Annotated in this window: 19 protein-coding genes; 2 read left to right on the forward strand and 17 right to left on the reverse strand. The window is 43.1% G+C overall.

Annotated features, from left to right (window positions below):
• Positions 1-9: 9 nt before the first annotated feature.
• The 16 genes from J1C86_RS10195 to J1C86_RS10270 form a co-directional block, all read right to left on the reverse strand.
• Positions 10-375 (reverse strand): MerR family transcriptional regulator, encoded by a 366-nt coding sequence (locus J1C86_RS10195; RefSeq protein ID WP_002898467.1) that lies wholly within the window; start codon positions 373-375, stop codon positions 10-12.
• 80 nt (positions 376-455) lie between these two features.
• A complete protein-coding gene (locus J1C86_RS10200) occupies positions 456-980 on the reverse strand; it encodes an FUSC family protein (protein ID WP_125406269.1) in 525 nt (174 codons plus the stop codon).
• 177 nt (positions 981-1157) lie between these two features.
• Positions 1158-1823 (reverse strand): COG3942 and LysM peptidoglycan-binding domain-containing protein, encoded by a 666-nt coding sequence (locus tag J1C86_RS10205; RefSeq protein WP_125406271.1) that lies wholly within the window; start codon positions 1821-1823, stop codon positions 1158-1160.
• 172 nt (positions 1824-1995) lie between these two features.
• Positions 1996-6561 carry an antigen I/II family LPXTG-anchored adhesin gene (locus J1C86_RS10210; RefSeq protein WP_312022606.1) on the reverse strand — a complete coding sequence of 1522 codons (4566 nt, stop codon included), beginning with the start codon at positions 6559-6561 and terminating at the stop codon, positions 1996-1998.
• Between the two features lie 319 nt (positions 6562-6880).
• Positions 6881-8077 carry a phosphoglycerate kinase gene (locus J1C86_RS10215; RefSeq protein WP_002907352.1) on the reverse strand — a complete coding sequence of 399 codons (1197 nt, stop codon included), beginning with the start codon at positions 8075-8077 and terminating at the stop codon, positions 6881-6883.
• Between the two features lie 244 nt (positions 8078-8321).
• Positions 8322-9011, reverse strand: a complete 690-nt coding sequence (locus J1C86_RS10220) for a VIT1/CCC1 transporter family protein (protein ID WP_049553234.1) — start codon at positions 9009-9011, stop codon at positions 8322-8324.
• A gap of 178 nt (positions 9012-9189) precedes the next feature.
• Complete coding sequence (gene leuS / locus J1C86_RS10225; RefSeq protein ID WP_142998648.1) at positions 9190-11691, reverse strand: leucine--tRNA ligase; 2502 nt, start codon at positions 11689-11691, stop codon at positions 9190-9192.
• Between the two features lie 165 nt (positions 11692-11856).
• Entirely contained in the window at positions 11857-12951 is a 1095-nt protein-coding gene (locus J1C86_RS10230) for a glycerol dehydrogenase (protein WP_125408761.1), read from the reverse strand.
• Positions 12952-12993: 42 nt separating this feature from the next.
• Positions 12994-13662, reverse strand: coding sequence for a fructose-6-phosphate aldolase (locus J1C86_RS10235; RefSeq protein ID WP_061592283.1), 669 nt, complete (start codon positions 13660-13662; stop codon positions 12994-12996).
• Positions 13663-13676: 14 nt separating this feature from the next.
• Positions 13677-16118 (reverse strand): glycyl radical protein, encoded by a 2442-nt coding sequence (locus tag J1C86_RS10240; protein ID WP_125408760.1) that lies wholly within the window; start codon positions 16116-16118, stop codon positions 13677-13679.
• 168 nt (positions 16119-16286) lie between these two features.
• On the reverse strand, positions 16287-17588 hold the full coding sequence (locus tag J1C86_RS10245) for a PTS sugar transporter subunit IIC (protein WP_002907358.1): 1302 nt from the start codon (positions 17586-17588) through the stop codon (positions 16287-16289).
• 17 nt (positions 17589-17605) lie between these two features.
• Positions 17606-17917 carry a PTS sugar transporter subunit IIB gene (locus J1C86_RS10250; RefSeq protein ID WP_032916294.1) on the reverse strand — a complete coding sequence of 104 codons (312 nt, stop codon included), beginning with the start codon at positions 17915-17917 and terminating at the stop codon, positions 17606-17608.
• A 20-nt stretch (positions 17918-17937) separates the two neighbouring features.
• Positions 17938-18261 (reverse strand): PTS lactose/cellobiose transporter subunit IIA, encoded by a 324-nt coding sequence (locus J1C86_RS10255; protein WP_002907360.1) that lies wholly within the window; start codon positions 18259-18261, stop codon positions 17938-17940.
• 333 nt (positions 18262-18594) lie between these two features.
• Positions 18595-19086, reverse strand: coding sequence for a hypothetical protein (locus J1C86_RS10260; protein WP_002907361.1), 492 nt, complete (start codon positions 19084-19086; stop codon positions 18595-18597).
• Positions 19087-19188: 102 nt separating this feature from the next.
• Positions 19189-20160, reverse strand: a complete 972-nt coding sequence (locus J1C86_RS10265; RefSeq protein WP_002907362.1) for a sugar-binding transcriptional regulator — start codon at positions 20158-20160, stop codon at positions 19189-19191.
• Positions 20161-20176: 16 nt separating this feature from the next.
• The gene (locus J1C86_RS10270; RefSeq protein WP_002907363.1) at positions 20177-20920 is read right to left on the reverse strand and encodes a DeoR/GlpR family DNA-binding transcription regulator; all 744 of its coding nucleotides are present in this window, start codon (positions 20918-20920) and stop codon (positions 20177-20179) included.
• A 124-nt stretch (positions 20921-21044) separates the two neighbouring features.
• On the opposite strand from J1C86_RS10270, the gene J1C86_RS10275 reads away from it, so the two are divergent.
• Positions 21045-21821, forward strand: a complete 777-nt coding sequence (locus tag J1C86_RS10275) for a glycyl-radical enzyme activating protein (RefSeq protein WP_032913016.1) — start codon at positions 21045-21047, stop codon at positions 21819-21821.
• A 70-nt stretch (positions 21822-21891) separates the two neighbouring features.
• Here J1C86_RS10275 and J1C86_RS10280 read toward each other — a convergent pair whose 3' ends face one another.
• On the reverse strand, positions 21892-22761 hold the full coding sequence (locus J1C86_RS10280; protein WP_125408759.1) for a glycosyltransferase family 2 protein: 870 nt from the start codon (positions 22759-22761) through the stop codon (positions 21892-21894).
• 210 nt (positions 22762-22971) lie between these two features.
• Here J1C86_RS10280 and J1C86_RS10285 point away from each other — a divergent pair, with 210 nt between their 5' ends.
• Positions 22972-23943 carry a nuclease-related domain-containing protein gene (locus tag J1C86_RS10285; protein ID WP_048772093.1) on the forward strand — a complete coding sequence of 324 codons (972 nt, stop codon included), beginning with the start codon at positions 22972-22974 and terminating at the stop codon, positions 23941-23943.
• Positions 23944-23968: the final 25 nt, after the last annotated feature.

Raw genomic sequence — 23968 nt, forward strand, 5'->3', positions numbered from 1 at the left:
ACAAAATAGCTATGGTCGACGCATCTGACCAAAAGTTGGTAGAGAAGAAGCAAAACGGCCTTGCTGCAAGATGTCATGATGCAGAGCACGGCGGACATCTTTTTCACTAATGGTCTTGTGGGACTTGGCTTCACGCTCAGCATATTTCCTCTTAATTGCAGCGATATTATAACCTTCCGAAATATAATCCTTAATTTCTAAAAGACGGTCCATATCATTCAAAGAATACATCCGACGATTGCCCTCATTCCGAGCAGGGGTAATCAGATTCTGGTCTTCATAATAACGGATCTGACGGGCAGATAGGTCCGTCAGTTTCATAACACTGCCGATGGGAAAGACTGCCATGTTTCGGCGAAACTCTTTTTCCTTCATTCAAATTCCTCTCTACGCACTATTATAGGACGAAATAAATCTTATGTCAAGAAATAATGTTAGATTTTCTTACACAGATTTTATTTTTTCTTTTCAAAGATGGTTCGCAGCCGCTCTATATCAGAATTTACCAGAATTGCAACAAAGACTCCCATAAAGGTTTCAAAGATTCTGGCAAAGACATACAAGATGGTATCTTCCGGCCGAATGGACAGGGTAATAATCAGCATGGCAGATACTCCGCCAATGACTCCCGCCTTGTTGTTCATAGCGACATTGGTCATGATTGTCAGCATAGTACAGACCGGTACCAAAAGGAGGGTGACCCAATACTGCTCCTTAAAGACACTATTGGCAATGAAAAAGAGCAGAGCGTAAAAACCACCGATGCTGTTTCCTAAGATTCGCGATGTCCCGAAGTGGACACTCTTATCAAAATCCTCACGAAGACTAAAGACTGCCGTCAAAGCACCGATTTGCAGGCCTTTCCAACCAAAAAGGCCAAAGAGCAGTAGAATGATGAAAACAGCCAGACCGGTTTTAAAGGTACGCATGCCCAGACGAAATTTCGATTTATCAAACTTGTATTTATTGAAATAACTCATTAGTCTCCTTCCAGAAAATCCTCCCTCTCTTCATTTTAACATATTTCGTCTCAAAAAAACTCTTTCTGCTCAGGACTTTTCTCGCACAAAGAAAAAGCTCTATCAGCTAGCGCATCAAGAGCTATCGACTATTTAAAAGCTGAAACATTATCTGTCCCAGCCACGTTTTTATTATCTTTAGTTTGGATAAATGTAGGTAACTCCACCCATAAATTCATTCGGGTTAAAGTAGCCACGATAGTTGTTAATTTGCTTTTGGCGATTGTAGTTCGCTTCCAAGACTTGGATAGAGCTATCACTTTGAACATCTGTCACATAAGCAACATGTCCATATTCACCGCCATCCCAAACTGCAATAGCACCTGGTACTGGAACATTTCCTGTTGCATAACCCTGAGCACCAGCATTAATTGCCCAAGTATTAGCATTGCCCCACCAGTTACTTGCCCAAGGCGCCATTTCTTTCACACCCCATGTACATTGGCCGATTGGGTAAGAATTGCCATAGTCAGTTGGCGTATTTAAGACAACATCTTCAGTATCAGATACCAAAGCAGCATCACTTGTCGCTTCATAAGCTGGAGCGCTGTAAGGATTGTATGTCTGAGCCACAGCAGTGCCATTTACTTGCAACACATCTCCTGGGTTAATCGTATCAAAAATTGTCTTTCCATTATTGGCAGCAAGTTCGTAAGGATTCATTCCATTGGCGCTAGCAATGGCAAAAAAAGAGTCCCCTTGCTGGACAACATAAGAATCTGCATGAACAGCTTGAGCGCCGATTGTCGCCAGAAAAGCTGTAGAAGTTAAACCAAGAGTTGCTTTAGCAAATGCTTTTTTCATAAATGTTTTTCTCCGTATAATTTGATGATAAAAAAATCATACAATATTTACATGTCAGTTTTTTTAGAGTTATGTTTTTGTCCTGTTACAAATAATTTAGACTTTTGCTACATGAGATTTTGCAGTATTTTTAAAGATAAAAAGGCTAGGGATTTCCTAGCCTCATCTATTATCAGTCTTCTTTACCTTTCAATTTTCCTAGACCTAAAGCACCAATAATGGCTGCTAAACCTAGATATGGCAGATAGACTGTATCTTTGGCTCCCGTTTCTGGAAGAAGAGAAACAGGAATCTTTTTAGCCACTGCAGTTGGATTAGCTCTTCTTGGATCGTTTATATCTGAAACAAGCAGATGCTGTGCCTTAGGAGTGACTGTTGTAACTGTATTTGAAGCATAGACTACATGGTTGACCGTATTGATGTAGGTATTTTCAAAAGTACCCGCAGCAATCCGCTTCATCTGTAGATAGGTTTCAGCCTGAAAAGCTGAATCCAGAGAAATAGTCTCTAAGAATTCTTCCTTGAAACGAATAGAAATCAAGCCTTTCTCAAGATCAAGATTCGCGGCTGTATACTCAGTCAAGTCTGTACCAGCCTTTATCACCTTACCATCTTTGAGCGTGATGTCTACTTTGGCAAAGGTTTTGTAAGCACCCGTGTACTCATCACCTCGTTGATCATAATCATCCACAAAGCTATAGTCTGTCAACTCTTCAGAGTGGTTAGCAGGGATTAAGCCGCCGATGAGACGGTAGCTAAAGTGCCGTCCCAAAGTCAGTTCCTTGCCATCCAAGTTCTCTGCACTTGCTGGATCAAGGCTCAGAGTAATATCTTTTTCAGGACTGATTTTAGGAACATTGTTGACGACTACGTCTGTCGCATAACCATTTCCAAAGTCAATTTGATAAGCCCGGTTCTCGAATTTACCACCTGTGCGGCCCATTCCTTCTTTGACTGCCATAGGGCTTGTTATCGTCAAAGACTTACCTGCCATGACATATTGGTCATAAAAGGCTTGGGCATCGTCTGCTGCAAAGAGTTGGAAAGAACCTTTGACAGTGATATTCGCCTTTTGAAGGAGCTCTCGAACTGCTGCAGGGGCTGTTTCAAGGCTCTCGTAGTGGGTCACTGTCACACCTGCCACAGCCTTGCCATCTGCATCTACTAGCTTGACTAATTCCGGACGAAGTTCAAGTGCTTCTTCCGGATAGTCATCTACATAGTAGAAACCTTTTTGAATCGTGCTCTTAGATGACTTGTCACCCTTATACTGATCCAAATCCCAAGTCAGCTCGTAGTAATTGGTCGAACCAGCCAAGATTTCCTTGCCATCAATCACCAATCCTGCCTTGTTTTTATTGACCTTGGTTGGCTTGATGTAATTATTGCTAGGATTGTCTGAATCATTAGGCTTGCCTGGCGTGGTCACGCGTACTACGTTTGAGCGGACACCATAGGCATCATTGACTGTCAGGGTGAAATTATTAGTATAGGTTGCACCATCATTGAGAACTCGGCCGACTACCGTTGGAAAGAGCGTAGCAGCTTCTTTGGTCCTATCAGCGTTATAAGTAGCTAGCGTTGCTGCAGTTGCCTTGAATGTCACTGTGTGACTAGCCTTGTCATAGCTGACGTCAAAACCTCCGCTAACAGCTTTTGTTGCTTCTAAGTCAACTTCATAACCACTTGGCAACGGATCAGCAATGACAAAAGAAGTCGTCTCACTGCGTCCAGCTGGAAGAGCTTCTGTCTTTAAGGCAAACTGAACGACGGACTGCTTAGCCACCAAGGTCTTATCAATATTGATGCCTTGCTCATTGTGAATCTCTTTGTTAATCTGCGGTTGAGATTGCAAGAGATGATAATGATAATGCACAGTCGGAGCTACGGGCGCTGCTGGCTCTTTTTGATAAACAGGCTCTGCTGGTAAGGTTGGCAGCGGGCTATAAGTTGGTTCTACCGGCTTATTAGGCTCCGGTGTATCTTGTGTAGGAGTTGGCGCTGCCGGCTCCTTCTCATAAGTCGGTGCTGCCGGAGGTGTTGGCTCCTTTTCATAGGTCGGTTCTACCACTGCTGGCCGGACAGCTTTTTCTACTTCATAGCTTGGCTCAGATGGCTTACTAGGCTCTGGTGTTTCCGGTGTACGCGTCGGTGGCGTCGGATCTTTTTCATAAGTCGGTGCTGCCGGAGGTGTTGGAAGAGCCTTCGGTGTTGGTGTAGTTGGAGCTGGATCCAAAGGCTTAAGCGCTTCTTCGCTTGGCACTGCAGGAGCTGTAGGAGCTACTGGCGCTTCCGGTTCTTCTACTGTGATGATTGGCAGATCATTCGCTCGAACATCACCATTAATCGCAAACCAAATATTTGGCTTCTTAGGAGCTAGTTTGTCAGCCCTACGTGGATCAGTAGCCTCTGGCTGGCCTAACACTTCAGAAGAGGAAATTGTTCCAATCGTCATACTGTTGGTTGTGCCAGAAATTTCTACCGCTCCTGCTCCATACCATGAGTTAGGAGCATCTGTAGTGTCCCAGCCTGAGTCCGGCTGAGCATTCTTATACATGGTAAAGCGAGATCCGCCAACTCCTTTTTTGAAGTTTTCAGACTCAGTCGCATAAATTTGGCCGTTCTTTTCACCAATAGATGAACCTGAAATCTTGTTGAAAGTTCCGGTATAATCTTTGGCCATTTCGATAGAATTAGCTTCACGGTTGAGGGAAGCCACGGACATCAAGGCCTGATCAAAATTAATCGGTTGGCCTTTATCATCATAAAAGACAAATTCCGTCTTCACAAAGAGAGAGGTTGCATCTTCAAAATTTCCTGTATAAGCTGAAGCAAAAACTCCCATTGTCGGGTCTTTAAAAATACCTAACCAGGCCTTATCATTGCGGAATTGAGAGCTTGGATCAAGGGTATAAGTATAAACGATTTTAGAAACTTTTTTCCCTCGATAATAAGTTCCCTGAAGATTTGTATAGGTTGCAGTTGCAGACTGACCACGGCTGAGCAAAACAGAAGACCATTCAGTCGGCCCTTTACCACTTGTTACGTTAGAACTATAGTCTGCATACTTACCAACTGTACCAAAACTTTCCTGCTGGTTGGTCTGATAGTTAGCATTTTGAATATCCGTTACTTTGAAGTTGTCCAACTGGAAGAGTTTCTTAGAAAACTCTGCAGTATTCTTCACAGCGGCTTCCATGCCAGCATAGCTGACGAACTCGCCAGTTGTAGTCAGTGACAGATCAGCATTAGGTTCTGATTTGAAAACCAGGCTTTGCGCAATTGGACGGCTCAAATGACCGTCTTCAGTCTTCTTTGTTTCTGCGATAGCCAGTCCAGCCTTAATCTTGGCCTGTTCAGCATCATATTTAGCCTTATCTTGCTGATACTTGGCTAATTTTGTGTTATAGACAGCCAAATCTGCATTATACTGGGCCAACTGAGCTTGATAATTTGCTTGGGATTGAGCATTACGCTTCTTGATTTCTTCATTTTCAGCTGCTATAGTGGCATTCTTAGCTTGATTCTCTGCTAGCTTTTGCTCATATTCTTTTTTAGCTGCCGCATTTTCAGCTTCAACTTGAGCCTTTTTAGCTTCATAAGCTGCTAAATCTGCTTCATATTGAGCTTTTTTATCTTGATTTTCCTTTTGGATACGGGCCAATTCTGCCTGATAATTCGCCTGAGCCGCTTGATATGCCGCTTCATTATCAGCATTGGTCTTTCGGACAGTAGCTAAATCTGTTTGATATTGGGCAAGTGCTGCCTCGTAGGCCGCTTTTGCAGCCGCATTCCTCTGTTTAATAGCTTCATTATCAGTAGCAATCTTAGCATTGGCAGCTTGAGTGTCAGCCAAAGCTTTTTCATACCGGGCCTTAGCTGCCGCATTCGCTTTTTGAACACGATCAAGCTCACTTGCATAAGCCGCCAGGGCCGCATCATAATTAGCCTTTGTTTCCGCATTCAGTTTTTGAACACGAGCTAATTCTGCATCATAGGCCGCTTTTGCCGCTTGGTAAGCCGCCGCATTATCAGCATTGGTCTTTTGAACCGCTGCTAAATCTGTTTTGTATTTACTAAGGGCAGCTTCATAATCTGCTTTCAGCTGAGCATTTTCTGCTGTGATCCGAGCTACTTCTGCTTGATGAGCAGACAAATCTTTAGCATATTGCTCCGCTATCGCCTTGTTTTCTGCTGTAATCCGAGCTACTTCCGCCTCGTAGGCTGATACTTTTTCTTTGTACTCCTTGACCTTGGTATCAATCTCGGTTACCTGCGCTTGATAATCTACTGCAATCTCCGCTTTTTTGTCTGCTGTTTCTTGAGCAGTCTGAGCTACTCCTTTGTCAACAGTTGGGTCTTTGACCACTGTCAGCCCAGCTTCTTGAGCTTTTTTGACGCTTTCATCTAAATCAGCTGTTGAAATAGTCACTGTCACACCGCCATCTGCCTGACTTGCTCGCGCCTGACTCTCTTTAGATACCTGACTAGCTAGTCCTTGGGCTTGAGGCAGATTGGTCGCTGCATTTCCAGGGCTCGCTATTTCAGTATTGATAGGACTATTGGTATCCGATACTACTTCATCTGCTCTTGCTTGCATCGTTGACGTTAAAAAAGCCGCACCCAGAACAGCACCGCATAAAGTTTTAACAGCCTTATTTTTCCGAAAACCAAAAACTTCTTTTTTCTTCATTTTTCTCCTCCCTCTGCTAACTTCTACAGTCAGCAGTTTTCCCATGCCTTCAGAAAATCAAAAAGTAATGGGAACCACCAATAGGAAGTTTCTTTCTCATTTTGACTCTCTTTAAACATCAGAATAAATATGTATCTTAATGCTATCAAGTTTTCCCTCGTTTTGCAAGCATTTTTTGCTCCTTTTATTTACCTTAGAATAAATTTGGACATTTACCCATATATTGCCTATTTTTATCTTTTTTTGCTCTATCTTTCTTTAAATGAACAATAAGAATACAAGAAAAAGACCAGCTTTCACTAGTCTTTCCTTATTACAGTTTTGTACTTGTTATCTACAAAATCAAAGTTTCTAAGCTTACTGCTTATTTCTCAGTCAGTGCTGCAAGTCCTGGCAATACTTTACCTTCAAGGAGTTCCATTGATGCTCCACCACCAGTAGAAATCCATGAGAACTTGTCTGCACGGCCAAGGTTGATGGCTGCAGCAGCTGAGTCACCACCACCGATGATTGATTTCACACCTGGTTGTTTCACGATAGCGTCCATAACACCGATTGTACCAGCTTGGAAGTCTGGGTTTTCAAATACACCCATAGGGCCATTCCAGACAACAGTTTTCGCACCAGTCAACGCTTCATCAAATTTAGCGATAGATTTAGGACCGATATCCAAACCAAGGAAGCCTGGATCCACTGCTTCACCTTCAGTATCTTTCACTTCAGTGTAGTCCGCAAATGCGTTTGCTTCTTTAGAGTCAACTGGCAAGATCAATTTGCCGTTTGCTTTTTCAAGAAGAGCTTTCGCAACATCCAATTTATCTTCTTCTACAAGTGAGTTACCGATTTCGATACCTTGCGCTTTGTAGAATGTGTAAGTCATACCACCACCGATAAGAACTTTATCAGCTTTTTCAAGCAAGTTTTCGATAACACCAATCTTGTCAGATACTTTTGAACCACCAAGAATAGCTACGAATGGACGTTCTGGAGTTTCAACTGCTTCTTGGATGTAGGCAATTTCATTTTCAAGAAGGAAGCCAGCAACAGCTTTTTCAACGTTTGCAGAGATACCAACGTTTGATGCGTGTGCACGGTGAGCTGTACCAAATGCATCGTTTACGAAGATACCATCTCCAAGAGATGCCCAGTATTTACCAAGTTCAGGATCGTTTTTAGATTCTTTCTTGCCGTCAACATCTTCAAAACGAGTGTTTTCGACCAAAAGAACTTGCCCATCTTCAAGAGCATTGATAGCTGCTTCCAATTCAGCACCACGAGTGACACCTGGGAAAACAACGTCTTGATCCAATTTAGCAGCCAAGTCTGCAGCTACTGGTGCAAGTGATTTACCTTCTTTGTCTGCTTCTTCTTTTACACGTCCAAGGTGAGAGAAGAGAATTGCGCGACCGCCTTGCTCGATGATGTATTTAATAGTTGGAAGAGCAGCAGTGATACGGTTGTCATTCGTAATCACTCCGTCTTTCAATGGTACGTTAAAGTCTACACGAACGAGGACTTTTTTACCTTTCAAATCAACGTCTTTAACAGTAAGTTTTGCCATGTTACAAAAACTCCTTTTCATATTTTATACGCAACTATTATATCATATTTTCCAAAAGTTTTCTTGATATAAAGAAAATTTTCACAAAAAAGAAAGGCCACGCACTTCTTTCTCCCGAACTTTGAAATTAGAGAATGGGAAGAAGGGCTCTGAACTCATTCAGACAATAGTTAAAGCTGGATTTTTCTCTAGATTTGACAACTCAAAAAGCCAGTAAAATTACTGACTTCAATGCTTCCCATTGTTAAATTGCAAATACCTGTCCTACTGCATAGGTGACCGCCATGGTTAAAAGACCGATAACGAGGTTCCGAATCATGGCATTTTTGAGCGGTGCTTTGCCTAATCTAGCGCTGGTGTAGCCCGTTCCCAAAAGAGCCAAGGCCACAATCAGAACGGTTGCCCAGATACGGATAGTGGCTGGAAGCAGGATAATGGTAATCATAGGAAAAAGCGCACCAACAGCAAAGGCTAAAAAGCTTGATACGGCAGCATGCCAGGGATTAGTGAACTCCTCAATCTCGATTCCATATTTTTCCTGCACCAAAGCCTCCAACGGATCTTGGAGAAAAGCCCGATTGGTCATGAGCTGGGCAGAAGTCTCACACTCGCCATTTTGAACATAGGCAGCATAGAGAGACTGCCTAGCAATATCTGGATTTTTCTCTAAAAGCTCCCGCTCTCTGGCAACAGCAGCTTCTTCTGTATCCTTTTGAGTAGAAACAGAAACATACTCTCCACCAGCCATAGAAAAGGCACCTGCAAAGACTGCCGCTAAACCAGACAGAAAGATAATCCAGACATCGTCCGTCGCACTAGCCACCCCAATAACCACACCTGCTATGGAAATAATGCCGTCATTAGCTCCTAAAACCCCTGCCCTCAATATATTCAGCCGACCACTAAAGTTCGTATCAATTTTATGTTCTTCCACTATTTAAATTTTCTCTTTCTTTTTATTTATAATGATTATAAATAAAATCCAGAGCTAATACAAGAGAAAACCGAAAAATGAGAAAAGTTCTACTATTTAAGAGAAGAAAGGCATTGAAAAAAGAGCCGTTTTAAACGACTCCTTTCTTTATAATCACTATAATGCTGTAACAAACTAATTATTTCACCACAATATTAACTAGTTTATTTGGAACGCTAATCACTTTAACAACTTCTTTGCCGGCAATTTCTGACTTGATTTTCTCATCTGCCAGAGCGATTTCCTGCAATTCCTCACGGCTCAAGTCCTTAGCTACAACTAGCTTAGCACGGACTTTACCCTTGATTTGCACTACGATTTCGACCTCTGCCTCAACCAGCTTGCTTTCGTCATAAGTTGGCCAAGCTACGTAGGAAATGCTCTTACCAGTTTGAGCTACTGCCTGCCAGAGTTCTTCAGCCAAGTGCGGTGCAAAAGGCGCAAGCAATTGAATGAAACCTTTAGCATATTCGACATAGAGTTTTTCTTCCTTGTTGGCTGCATTGACAAAAATCATGAGCTGGGCAATGGCTGTATTAAACTTGAGCTCCTCAATCTGCTCTGTGACAGACTTGACTGTTTCATGGTAGACCTTGTCCAAAGCTCCGCTATTTTCAGAGACCAGCTCCTTAGAGTTAAGGAGACGATAGACCCGATCCAGGAACTTACGGCTACCTTCCAGACCTTCCTCGCTCCATGCGATGGAAGCATCCAGCGGTCCCATAAACATTTCATAGACACGAAGCGTCTCGGCACCATACTGCTCTACTACATCGTCAGGGTTGACCACATTCTTCAGAGATTTAGACATCTTGGCTGGTGCTTGCTCCAGTTCTTCTCCCGTTTCGATGTTGAAGAAAGAACCGTCGCGTTTCTCTACTTTATCTGTCGCCACAAGAGCACCACGGCTGTCACGGTAGCTAGTCCCCAGAATCATTCCTTGGTTAAAGAGTTTTTGGAAAGGCTCTTTGGTCGGAACCACTCCGATATCATAGAGGAATTTGTGCCAGAAGCGAGCATAGAGGAGATGGAGCACAGCGTGCTCTGCGCCACCGATATAAATGTCAACTGGCAGCCAAGTCTTGAGCAGCTCTTCGTCTGCTAATTTCTCATTGTTGTGTGGGTCAATGTAACGCAGGTAATACCAGCTAGAACCAGCCCATTGAGGCATGGTGTTGGTTTCGCGGCGTCCTTTGACACCATCTTCCCGAGTCACTTCCAGCCAGTCAGTCAGATTAGCCAATGGACTTTCACCGGTACCTGACGGACGGATATCCTTGGTTACAGGCAAGACAAGCGGAAGTTCATTTTCAGGAACAGCCGTTGAGGTGCCATCTTCCCAATGAATAATTGGAATTGGCTCACCCCAGTAGCGCTGACGGCTAAAGAGCCAGTCGCGCAGGCGATAGGTGACTTTTTCGTTTCCGACACCTTCTGCTTCCAGCCAAGAAACCATCTTGTCAATCGCGGCAGCCTTGTCTAAGCCATCTAGGAAGCCAGAGTTAATATGCGGACCGTCTTCTGTGTAAGCAGCTTCAGCAACATTGCCACCCTCTAGAACCGGAATAATCTCTAAATCGAACTGCTTAGCAAACTCCCAGTCGCGCTCGTCATGCGCAGGAACAGCCATGATAGCTCCTGTTCCGTAGCTTGCAAGCACATAGTCGGCAATCCAGATTGGGATTTCCTTGCCATTGACAGGATTGATGGCATAAGCTCCTGTCCAGACACCAGTCTTCTCCTTAGCTAAATCAGTCCGAGCTAGGTCGGATTTGAGGCTAGCTGCATGTTTGTAGTCTGCTACTGCTTGAGCTTGTTCTGCACTTGTAATGGCATCAACGAGAGCATGCTCTGGAGCCAAAACAGCATAGGTCGCACCAAAAAGGGTGTCCGGACGAGTCGTAAAGACGGTGAAGTCCTTGTCTGTGTCCTTAATCTTGAAGGTTACATTAGCACCGGTTGATTTACCGATCCAGTTGCGCTGCATATCCTTGATAGACTCTGGCCAGTCCAGTTCCTCCAAGTCATTAAGCAAACGTTCTGCATAGGCTGTGATTTTCAGCATCCACTGACGCATGGGTTTTCGGACAACTGGATAACCACCACGCTCAGATGTTCCGTCTGGAAGAACTTCCTCATTGGCGATAGCCGTTCCCAGCTCTTCAACCCAGTTTACTGGCACTTCAGCTTCATAAGCCAGGCCTTTTTCGTAAAGCTTGGTGAAAATCCACTGGGTCCATTTGTAGTAGTTGGGGTCAGTTGTATTGATTTCTCGGTCCCAGTCATAGGAGAAGCCAAGAGCGTTGATTTGACGCTTAAAGTTGGCAATGTTTTCCGCTGTAAAGTCAGCTGGGTCATTGCCTGTATCCATGGCGTATTGCTCAGCCGGAAGACCAAAGGCGTCCCAGCCCATAGGGTGGAGGACATTGTAGCCTTGCGCGCGCTTGTAGCGGCTGAGGATATCTGTCGCCGTGTAGCCCTCCGGATGCCCTACATGGAGCCCTGCTCCTGATGGGTAAGGAAACATGTCCAGCGCATAAAAGTTAGGCTTGTCCTTGTCCGTACCTGTCTTAAATGTATGGTGCTCTGCCCAATATTTCTGCCACTTGGGCTCGATTTCTTTGTGATTATAATAAGCCATTCTTTTCTCCATTTTTTGTACTGTTTCTATTATACCATTTTCAAGGGATTTTGAAAGACGGAATTTCATGACTGCCAGACACATCAGACAAGGGAGCTCTCCACCAAAAAATAAGCCACGCTATCAACCCTGCGGTTGAAAGGTGGCTTGTTTTGTATTTTGCTTTTATTTATCCAAATCCTTGACATATTGGTCGACTGCTAGAATGGCACCTGCAATGTCAGAAGCTGAAATCTCAAATGGCATCTGATGGATGGTTTCACCCTCAATCGTCGCTTGTTGACCAACTTTGAGCAAATCTTCATAGCTAGCATTTTCTAAATGCATTTCTTTCAGAGTTGTCGGCATACCAATCTTTTGATAGAAGCGAATATATTTTTCCAATTCTTCTTTAGGTCTGTTTTCTAAGAAGAGCTGGGTCAAGGTCCCATAGGCAACTTTTTCGCCGTGGGTCAGGTGGTGAATATCGCCTGTGAGAGCTGTAAAGCCGTTGTGGATAGCATGGGCTGCTGCTAAACCTCCGCTCTCAAAGCCGACGCCGCTGAGAAGGGTATTGGCTTCAATGATATTTTCCAGAGCTGGAGTCACGACTTTCGCTTCACAGGCTGCAATAGCCTGCAGGCCATCTGAAAACAGTGTTTCTTCACACTTCTTCGCAATTGCCACACCAGCTAGACTCTGTCTTTGTCCCAACATGGTAGTGCCATTTTTCTGCTGGACAGCACGAGCTTCTACCCAAGTCGCTAAACCATCTGCAATCCCAGAAGCCAAAAGCCGTTTTGGCGCCCCAGCAATCACTTTCGTATCCACCAAGACGAGTTCAGGGTTTTTACTATAGAAAATATACTTTTCAAAGGCTCCATCTTCTGTATAGATAACAGAAAGTGCTGAAGTTGGGGCATCCGTAGAGGCAATGGTTGGCGCAATGACCACAGGACGACCTAGTATGTCTGCAATCGCCTTCGCACTGTCAATCGTTTTCCCACCGCCTAGACCAATAACCAAGTCTGCTCCGTCTTTTTCAGCCAGAGCAACGACCCGATCAATTTCAGCATCTGAAGCTTCTCCGTTAAAAGCGACATGCAGCACATGAAAACCATAACGAGTAAGGTAGTCATTGAATTTTTCCCCAACAATCTGGTAAACTACATCATCACAAAGCAAGACTGGATGGCTTCCTAATTGAAGAATCTGTTTTGCATTTTCAAACAGGGCATTTTCTCCCTGAATATAACGAGACGGGCTTGCAAAAATTCTCATAGAACACCTCTTTCTTTTTTATAGATAGAGCATTATATATGTTTAAATGTATTCCTGATTGTGAATTGCTGACCAGTCAGCAGCAAAGTCATCCACTGCCTTAGAGATAGACGGCATGGCAAAGGCTGCTGCAAAGATATCTGGTCCTGCTGTAATGGCTTGGGCCCCATCAGCAAAAGCACGATTAATTTGGCTAACATTCTTAAAGGACGCTGCCAATATTTTGCTGGCGGAATGTTCCCGCTCAATCGCTTGAGCCAGCTGGCTAATTACAGCATCTGAATCAATATTGAGATTTTCCATGCGGTTATAGTAAGGAGCAAGATAGTCAGCCCCCGCTTCAATGGCTAATAGCCCTTGAAAGGTTGTATAAATGGCTGTCGCTGTAATCTTGTAGCCCTCTGCTTTGAGAGTTTTGATAGCTGCCAGCCCAGCCGGTGTGACCGGAACTTTAATGTAGACAGCATCGTCGCATTTTTTTCGAATTTCAGCAGCATCTTTCAAGATTCCCTCATAATCCTTGGCAACAACCTGCACATGGATAGATGGACCTTCTCCTATGATTTCCCGAACAGCGCGAATCCGTTCGAAGAAATCTATTTTCCCTTCTTTTTTTGCGATGGTCGGATTAGAAGTCACTCCCGCCAAGGGGAGGACTTCCGACCATTTTTTTATCTCCTCTAAATTTAAGGTATCAAGCATGAATTCCATAAATTGGACCTCTTTTACAATGTGTGCTCCGTACGCCCGATAATATCATCTTGTGTCGCCTTGGAAAGCACATTGAAGAAAGCAGAGTAGCCTGCAACGCGAACAATCAAATCGCGGTGTTTTTCAGGATGCTTCTGAGCATCAATCAAGGTTTCCCGAGAAACGACATTGTATTGGATATGATAGCCATGCAGACGGTTAAAGAATGTACGAAGCAAGGCAATAAGTTTCACTTTATCTTCTTCCTTAGACAGGGTCTGAGGATTGACTTTTTGATTGAGCAGAACGCCTCCTACGATTTCATCTGTCGGCAATTTAGAAACAGATTTCAATACGGAGGTCGGACCGTTCTTGTCCATATTGTGGGATGGAGAGCATCCTTCAGCGAGTGGTGTCCCGGCATTGCGGCCATCTGGTGTCGCCAAGGTACCGCGACCTTGACCTACATTGGCTGAAATAGAAGAGGTTCCTGAGTAGCGGATACCGCCAATTGGACCGCGGCCATAACGGGTATTTGGATATTTAGCGATTTCATCCACATAAATATCATAAGCATCTGTCACTAGCTTATCTGCGTAATCATCGTCATTACCATATTTTGGTGCATCATGAATCAGCATCTCTTGAATTTCTTTACCACGCTCACCTGCATAATCCGTTTTAAGTGCATGCCAGAGTTCAGCCGGAGTCAGCCTGCCTTCCTCAAAGACCAGCTTTTTGATAGCCGCCAGTGAGTCTGATAGATTGGCAATACCGACTTGAAGACCGGAAATATAGTCATAGACAGCTCCACCCTCTTTCAAATGCTTGCCGCGTCCGATACAGTCATCTGTCAAAGCTGAGCAGAGGATATCCGGCACTTCTCTTTCAAGAGACAGGTCGATAGAATTTTCCACGATGACACTCATGCGGGTCAAATGACGCAAGGTCTTGTCCCAAGCCGTTTGCAGCTCAGCAAAGCTCTTCATATCTTTAAAGTGACCGAAGCTTGGTGCAAAGCGCTTGCCAGATGCTGGATCTATCCCATCGTTCATAGTAATCAGGAGTACCTTAGGGAAGTTCATGTAGCTCATACCTGTACAACGGTAGCCCCATTTACCAGGCACAGCAGTTTCCACACAGCCGATAGCACTGTAGTCGTATGCGTCTTCTTCCAAAACTCCTTTAGCAATAAAGGACGGAATGATGATTTCATCATTATTGAAGGCCGGCATACCGAAGCCAAGCTTCATGACTTCGATACACTCATTCATAAAGCGAGCATCCAAGCCTGTATGATAACGAACGGTCAGATTCGGCTGAGGAAGATGAGTTTGAGCTACAGATTTCAACACAAGGTAGGAAAGTTGGTTGACTGCATCTCTCTTATCTCTCGTTTGGCCACCGATTGTCACATTTTGATAAAGGGGACTGCCCGCAGATGAGAATGTGTGGGCCTGGCTGCGCACTTTATTAATGGTAATCGTCTTAATCCAAAGATTGGTTAAGCGTTCCACAATACTAGCCTCTGTCTCACGTCCAGCTTCCAAATCTGCCTTGACATAAGGATACATGTACTGGTCAAAGCGTCCATAAGAGAGTGAATGTCCGTTGGACTCAATCTGAAGGATACACTGGATAAACCAAACAGACTGAACAGCTTCAGCAAAGGTTGATGCTGGCTCGTACGGCACTTTAGAACAGATTCTAGCGATTTCTAAGAGCTCTTGACGGCGCTTAGGCTCTGCTTTTTCAGCAAGCTGATTGGCCAAGGCCACAAAACGCTCCGCATAAGCTTTCACAGCATCTACTACGATGAAAATGGAATCATAGAAGTGGTATTTGTCAATACTAGCCGGATCGGTCAAATCCAAGGCTTCCTTAGCTGCGCGAGCTTTTTCTTCAAAACCTTTCAGTCCATAGGCCAAGAGTTTTTGATAGTTGACCGCCAAGTGGGCATCCCCAGAGTTCATCTTTCCTTCCATGCCAAAGAAACCTGTTTCCATATAAACCTGAACTTCTTCTGGAAGTAAAGCTCCAGCTCTCGCACGGAGGTTATTGTTTTCCCAGAAAGGAGCAATACTGCGGAGCTGCTCTTTGGTTTCCTCTGTGATGTAGAAGACGTCTCCGTCCCGCTTCTCAAAAAGATCTAGTTCATTGAGTACAAACTCTAAAGTATACTCTGGGAAAATAGGCGCGTCTTTATTAGATGAAGCCTGATTACCGACGATCATCGTTTCATCTTCGATATAAAGCGTCATATTTTCCAAAATCTCTTTGAGCATGTAAGCACGCTTCAACACATTTGGCTTTTCCTTATGCTTATCATAAGCCTTGGTAGCTAGGACAGCACGCTCTGCGTCAATATAGGGTTTTTTATTTAACACATCTTCCCGATATTTATTCATCCGCTCTGTTAAGCTGCCAAAATAGTCTGTTTTTATTGTTGTTTTTTCTACTTCTTTTACTTGGATCATTTGGCCACAACCTTTCTTATGAAATTTAATTTATTTCTTTCGTAACTATTGTAACATGCAAAATTCTAGAATTCAATCATTTATAGGCGATTACTGAATTAAAGATTTTTTGCACATTTGTGCCATCTGAGCCAAGAAACTTTTGTGTTTTTATTCATCAAAGTCAGATTATTCTTCATTTTCCAATTCGTTATTATAGGCAATCTTATCCTGAAACTTCACAAATGGGAAATAGACAAAGGCGGACATAGCTAGGATGACAATTTGAATGACTGCCCCTTGCCAGCCAGCGACCATAAAGCCAGAAATGATAGCCGGTGTACTCCAAGGCAAAGTCACACCTGCGAATGGCTGCATAAAGCCAACCGCAATCGCCATGTAGACAATCAAAGCAGCCAGAACCGGAACCAAAACGAAGGGCAGGAACATGACTGGATTCATCACAATCGGAAAACCGAAGACAACTGGTTCATTGACATTGAAGATTGCCGGGAAAGCAGCAACTTTCCCCAGAGCCTTATACTGTTTGGACTTGGCAGCAAAGAGCATGGCCACGACCACTCCAAAAGTGATACCGGATCCCGATAAGATAAGAAAACTATCCAAGAACTGTTGGGTCACAATATGAGCGCCTTGACTGACAGACAGCTTATCTGCAGCAAGCAGGGCCTTATTAGCATCCAGATTTGATAACAGCAAGGCTGTTACGACACCATTGACAACGGACTGCCCATGAACGCCAAACCACCATAAGAAAGAAATGAAGAAAGCAATACCGATAGCTCCATACAGAGAGCCCGTCAGACCTTGCAAAGGCACCTGAATGACATCGTAAATCATCTCAATAAATGTACCACCACCAGTCGCTATCTTGGCAATAATGTAAACAAGCATCGACAGCAAGAAAATAACGAAAGCCGGAATCATGGCTTCAAACTGCTTGGCAATCGCTTGCGGAACCTGCTCTGGCATTTTGATGACAATATGCTTTTGAATGAAAATCGTATAGATACTGCCAACTGCCAGACCAATGAGAATGGCCCCAATGATTCCTTGTCCGCCAAACCAGACCTTGGCAATCGCATCTGCAATCGCCTCACCCTTTTCTGGTATGTAGGAGGATTTCAAAAGGATAAAGAAGGAAGAAAGAGACAGCACTCCTGCCGGCAGAGGCTCTACACCGCTGTTCTTGGCATAAGAATAACCAATTGAAAAACAAGAAATCAGCCCCATAATGGCAAAGGTCCCTGAATAAACCTGCATAAACGGTTCTGTCCAGTCAGCCCCAAACACACCAGCAATGGCTTGATTTAGACCTTCAAACGGTAATTGCCCTACAATCAAGAATAGACTTCCCACAACTGTAAGAGGCAAAATTGCCAACATACCATCTTTTAAGGCGATAATCCCGCGCATATTGACAAACTTCATAATCGGCGCAATGATTTTTTGAGTATCCACTTTAGACATGACGAAGCTCCTTGATTTTAATGTTTATCCAACAAACTCAAAGCGAGGTTTAGCACTTTTTTACCATCTAGCATACCGTAATCAGCCATCGGAATAACTGCAATCGGAGTATGGCAGCTGTCGCAAATAGCTGTAGATTTGTCTAGTGTATAGGCTACCTGCGGACCCAATAAAGCGACATCCAGATCCGCTGCATAATCAGCCAGCTTAGCCTGAGAGTAGGCTTCGATCTCAGCTTCCAGCCCTTTTTCAGCTGCAGCTATCTTCATATTGTTGACCAACATTCCTGTTGAAAAACCTGCCGCGCAAAACAAACCAATTTTAAGCATCTTTTCACCCTCCTTATGATTCATTTTTTCCCTTGTAATTCTCTTCTCAAGTCGATGATTTCCTTGATGAGATTAATCTCTGTAATGCTGGTCATCAAATGATCTTGAGAATGGACAAACAGCGCTGTAATCTCTGTTTTCGTTCCTCCAGCTTCCTGAGCTAGGAACTTGGTCTGCAAGTTATGGGCCTCTAACAGCGCCTTATCTGCAAGCTCAATCTGCTCATCGCATTCTGAAAACTTACCATCTTTAGCTAGTGATAAAGCTTGATAAATATGCTGCTTGGCATCACCGGCATCTAGGATAAGGCCCATGATAATTTGATCTGCTACAATCATTTCCATATGTTACAACCGCTCCTATCTTTATAATTAACAAAAACCTGTTCTTTTGTTTGAAAGTGATTTATTTTTGTTTGTAACTAGAATGTATCACCTTTATCTCAGTCCGTCAATATATTATAGAACAAATTAGCTTATTTAAATTTTTTCGCACATTTGTGCAAAAAATAAAAACTCCCCCATAAAGGACAATTCTGTACAGCTTTATGCAACTGCGAATCAAAGGCACTCTATTAGATAAGAACGATAAGCAGATTCGGCACAAAAAAAGAAGCAGCAGCTATTCGCTTCTTCTTCCTCATATTGTGTTATGTTAAGAAACCGGAACTTATTTTTTTATGCGGCTTTCTCAATTTCCTTTGCTATTTTACTTTTCCGCAATTTCCTCTGGAGGATATACTTCAATAAAACAACAGGATTCAGACTGTAGGATAATTGCAATTTAAAATAATTCATCCACTCGATGACAGCAAAAAACCAAATTGCAAAAGAGATTATGAATGTGGGAAATTCACTGTAATTTAACATAATTATCGGTGCTCCCACACCCAGTAAAATAAGGTCTAAGCTCTTTAGTATCCTGTAAATTTTGCCTGCATATATTTCAGCAAATCTTGGATTGGAAATCCTTTTTATCAAAATCCACCAGAAAACAGAGCCCTGTATCAGAATAAAACTCAGTACAAACAAGGAGAAAGAAATAGAAATCAAAGCTCCAGTAGTAAAAAACCATTTTTTTAGCAGGAAAAAATTTATCCAAAATACTAGCACAGCGACTAGCTCCCCTGTGGCTAAACTAGTCAATTTTTGTTTCATCGGCTTTTTCAAATCAACAATCCACCTCCATACATAGCCGCTAATCCACTATTAAAAAATAGGATTCCTGAATTTAGTTTTGGAAATCTTATTTCACCTGAGATTCTACTGCCATCAAGAAGTGAGGAAACTCCTATCTCCATCTAGTTCTAGCATTTTTAAAATCGTCGCTTCATCTGTGACCAAGTGATTGACATAGCCAGCTCGCAACACCGCTAAGATAGCAGCAGATTTTTGACTGCCATAAGCAAAGGCTAGACTAAGCGGCACCTTTTTCAAATTTTCCAAAGAGATGGCAATCGTTCGATTTTGCAAATGCTGGTAGACCATCTCCCCTTTTTTATTAAAGAAGCGACAGCAGATTTCTCCGACAGCATCCTGACTCTCTAGAGCAAGAAAATCCTCTGGGGTCAGCATGTCCAGCCATTGACGATTTCCCGTGTCAACCTGCCCGCCAATACCAACCACAGCCACATCCAGCTCCTGCCAGCTGCTTTTTAGATCTTCAAAATATTTAGAAGCCAATATTCCATTTGTCAGTTGCTCATTCTCCTGAATAATCGTGGAATTCATAAAACGGCAGTCCCCATGGTATTTTCCAGCCATGCTATAGATGAGGGTATTCACATGATAGCGAGCATGGATATGACTGGGACCACCTGCCAAAGGAAAGAAATGAACATTTGTCAAATGCTTGTTGCTGGAGTGCTCTACTAAAAGGCTCAAGCTCTTGCCCCAAGAAAATCCTACTTTATCATTGTCTTTAATCAGGCTGCGCAGCATACCTGCAGCAGCTTGAGCCAACCTCTCTTCCAGGTCTGCTGGAGATTCATCCACTAAATTACTGACAATTTCGATTCCCTTGAGCCCATATTTTTCTTTTACATAGTTTTCCAAATGGAACAAGCGGGTATCAAAGTCTTCAATCTCAATCTTTACAATGCCCTCTTTTTTAGCTTCTGCCAGCATTCGGCTAATGGTGGTGCGATAAATCCCTGTCTCAGCCGCAATGTCAGACTGGCTTCTTTCTTCGATATAGTAGAGATAAGCAATTTTTGCCAATAGTTTTTTTCTTTCATTTTTCATCTTATCTCCTTCTCTGCTAGATCAGAGTCAGCTTGATATCGGCAGCTTTCAAGCGCTCAACAGCCTCTTTCGGAATCGCCTTGTCAGTCACCACTTGAGCAATCTGCTTGAAGCCAAATCTCTTAACCGTACCTTTTCTGGTAAACTTGCTTGAGTCCGTCAAAACAATCATCCGGTCAGATGCCTCTGACATATACTGCACAACCTCACTCCGCATCAGATCCTTGCCTGTAAAGCCTAGATTTTCATCATAGCCATCTGTTCCGACAAAAGCATGTTCTACGTGGAAAAAGCGGATCATTTCCTTGAGAAGAGGCCCTACTGTCACTTGAGAATCTTTCTGAAATTCTCCGCCCAGTAAGATAATTTTACAAGAATCAGTTTGTTTTATATAATCCGCAATAAAATAAGAATTGGTAATAATCTTGACATTCTTCTTCGTCCGGCAGATTTCCTCAGCTAGCAAGGCACAGGTCGAACCTGATTCGATCATAATGGTTTCATTATCCTGAACGATTTTTGCTGCTTCCTGGGCAATTCGGCGCTTGGTATCATAATGAAAGGAAAGTCTGACATTCAGATCATCGCCGCTATTTAAAACAGCATAGCCATGCTCTCTGCGCAGTAGACCTTTGGTTTCCAGCTTATCCAAGTCCTTGCGAATCGTTACTTTGGACACTTTTAAGCGGTCAGACAAAGTATTGACATCGATTCGTTCAAATTCAGATACTAATTTAACAATTTCATCTAAACGTTCCATTCTATCACCTCTGCTATTATTGTAACAAAAGACGTCTTAAAAATAAAATAAAAATAACTTTCATTCGTAATTGTTTTTCTTTCTAAAATAAGTTATAATGATTGTATCCAAAGGAGGCCTGAGTATGGAAACAACAAAAGGAATTATTTTCAACATCCAACATTTCAGTATTCATGATGGACCAGGGATTCGTACAACGGTTTTCCTCAAGGGCTGTCCTCTACGCTGCCCTTGGTGCTCCAATCCAGAATCACAGCAATTCAGACCCGAGCCTATGCTGGATGCTACTACCAAAAAAAGCATCACTATGGGGGAGGAAAGAAGTGTCGAGGAGATTATCAACGAAGTCCTAAAAGACAGAGATTTTTATGAAGAATCTGGCGGTGGCCTAACCTTATCTGGCGGAGAGATTTTCGCCCAGTTTGAATTTGCCAAGGCCATTCTCAAAGCGGCTAAGGAAAAAGGGATTCATACCGCTATTGAAACAACTGCCTTTGTAGAACATGAAAAATTCGTGGATCTCATCCAGTACGTTGATTTCATCTATACCGATCTGAAACATTATAACTCTGTCAACCACCGCAAGGTGACTGGAGTAAAAAACGAATTAATTGTTCAGAATATCCACTACGCCTTTACTCATCAAAAGACGATTGTTCTGCGCATTCCAGTCATTCCAGATTTTAACGACTCCTTAGAAGATGCAGAGCGGTTTGCGACTTTGTTTAATGAACTATCCATCAATCAAGTCCAGCTGTTGCCTTTCCATCAATTTGGCGAAAATAAATACAAATTACTTGGCCGAAAGTATGCCATGGAAGATGTCAAGGCCTTGCACCCTGAAGACTTATTTGAATACCAAGATGTCTTTTTGAAGCATGACATTAATTGTTATTTTTAGTCTTTAATTTTCAAACACTAAAAAACAAGCTACGCTTTCAGCCCTATTGTTGAAAGGTGGCTTGTTTTATTTATTCTCCAAATAGTTTGAGTTTACTTTCAATTTCCTGATAGACCAGACTAGACTGCATACCGACTGCTGCAGCGCTGTCGCGACAATACTGGAGCAGGAAGGTGTAGTATTTGTAGTAGAAGCTCAGGTCATAGCCTAGCTTACCTAGAATAGCTAGCTGCTCCTCAAAACCTACAATCAGGTCTCGGAACCACTGCTCATTCCAAGTCATGGAGATGCTATTTGGACGCAAGCGATAGTAATAGAGCGGTTCATTGAGGTAGATAATCTTCTCTGACTGAAGGTAAAGCTTATAAGTCGTGAAGGCATCTTCAGCCACTCGGCCGACTGGATAGCGCACTGTATCAAAGAGCTTACGTTTATAGAGCTTGGCCCAGGCACAGAGAAAGACACCGTCTAGCATGCGCCGTCTAGGGTACTCCTCGATTATCTCTTCTCGCGTATAGAGGGTTTCAAAATGCTCTGTCGAATAGTAGAGGAAGGCTGAATCCTCAGCACGGAAACTACAGTGGTGACCAATGGCAATGTCCGCATCATACTCCTTGAGCTTTTCATAGAGGCGGGCAACATGCTGCTCAGGCAGCCAGTCATCCGAATCCACAAAAATCAAATAGTCTGCACTAGAGTGCTCAATCCCTGTGTTGCGGGCACCGGACAAACCTTGATTGTCCTGATAAATGAGACGAATCCTCGCATCCTGATCAGCTAGCTCTTGGCAAATCTGACCAGAAGCATCTGTTGAACCATCATTGACTAGAATAATTTCCAGATTTTTATAGGTCTGACGACAGACGCTGTTCACACATTCTGCTAAATACTGCTCAACATTGTAAACAGGGATGATAACACTGATTAATTCCTGAGACATGATAACTCCTATTCTTTTCCTGTCTTTTTATTATACATGATTTTTTAGGTTTGTGAGGTGTTTTTGGAAAATAAGTTTTTAAAGGGTAGTTTCCGTTTTTTAGACACATTTATAACCATTGTTTAATTATCTTGTTTTTACACTTATAAAAATCTTCCGTCCTTTATTTTGTGCTATACTCGAATTAGGGATTTTAAGGGAGATTAGGAAATGTTTGGATTCTTTTTCGTTGCATTTGTGGCTGTCTTTGGCATCGTCTTTTTTATCAGTTATAAGCTACTTGAAGACAGGGAAGATAGGGACTCGGATTGGTCGTCCAGCCAAAGCCCAGAGCCTGACTATTTCCAGCAAACCCAGACTGCCTCTTGGGAACTCAAATATAACAAGGGAAAACAGGGAGAGTACCAGCTTGGTCAGGTCTTGAACCAGCTCTATGGCTATAAAAAGATCTTGTACAATCTCTATATCTTCAAAGAAGATAGCACTACCACTGAGATTGATGCCTTGCTGATTCATCCATCTGGAATTTACATTTTTGAGTCCAAAAACTACAAGGGCTGGATCTTCGGCTCAGAAAATCAGCAATACTGGACTCAGGTTCTTTCCGGAGGCCGCGGAAAATCTTACAAGCATTCTTTTTTCAATCCCATTATTCAAAATAAAGTCCATCTCAAATGGCTCAGCTACTATCTCAACCAATACACGCCAAATCTATATTCCTATATCGTCTTTGGCAATGACTGTCAGCTTAAGAAAATCCATCTAAACAGTGATAGGCATAAAGTTATTCAGACCTGGCAAGTGATAGGGGCAATTGACAGGCAGGCCTGCCAAAGTCAAGCCTACCTGTCGCCCGAGCAGATTGACGACCTCTATCGTATGCTGCTGCCCTTGACCAAGCGAAAGCAGGTCGTCAAAGAGCGCCATATTAACCACATTGCTCAGAATAAGCAGCGTAGAGAAGCAGAAAAGATCTGCCCTCGCTGCCAGCATGGATTGGTGCTCCGTACAGCAGCCAAAGGATCTAATGCCGGTCAGAAATTTTGGGGCTGCTCCAATTTCCCCAGATGCCGCTTTACTCAAAAATACCAAGAGCCTGTCTGCAGTCCGCCCGCTACGCAAGCATCTAATCTCGGACAGCCTATCATACAAAACCTAAATCAAACACAAAGCAACAGCTAGAACCTGCTGTTGCTTTTTTGTAGAT

It is taken from the genome of Streptococcus sanguinis, from assembly GCF_050220005.1.
GTDB lineage: Bacteria > Bacillota > Bacilli > Lactobacillales > Streptococcaceae > Streptococcus > Streptococcus sanguinis_Z.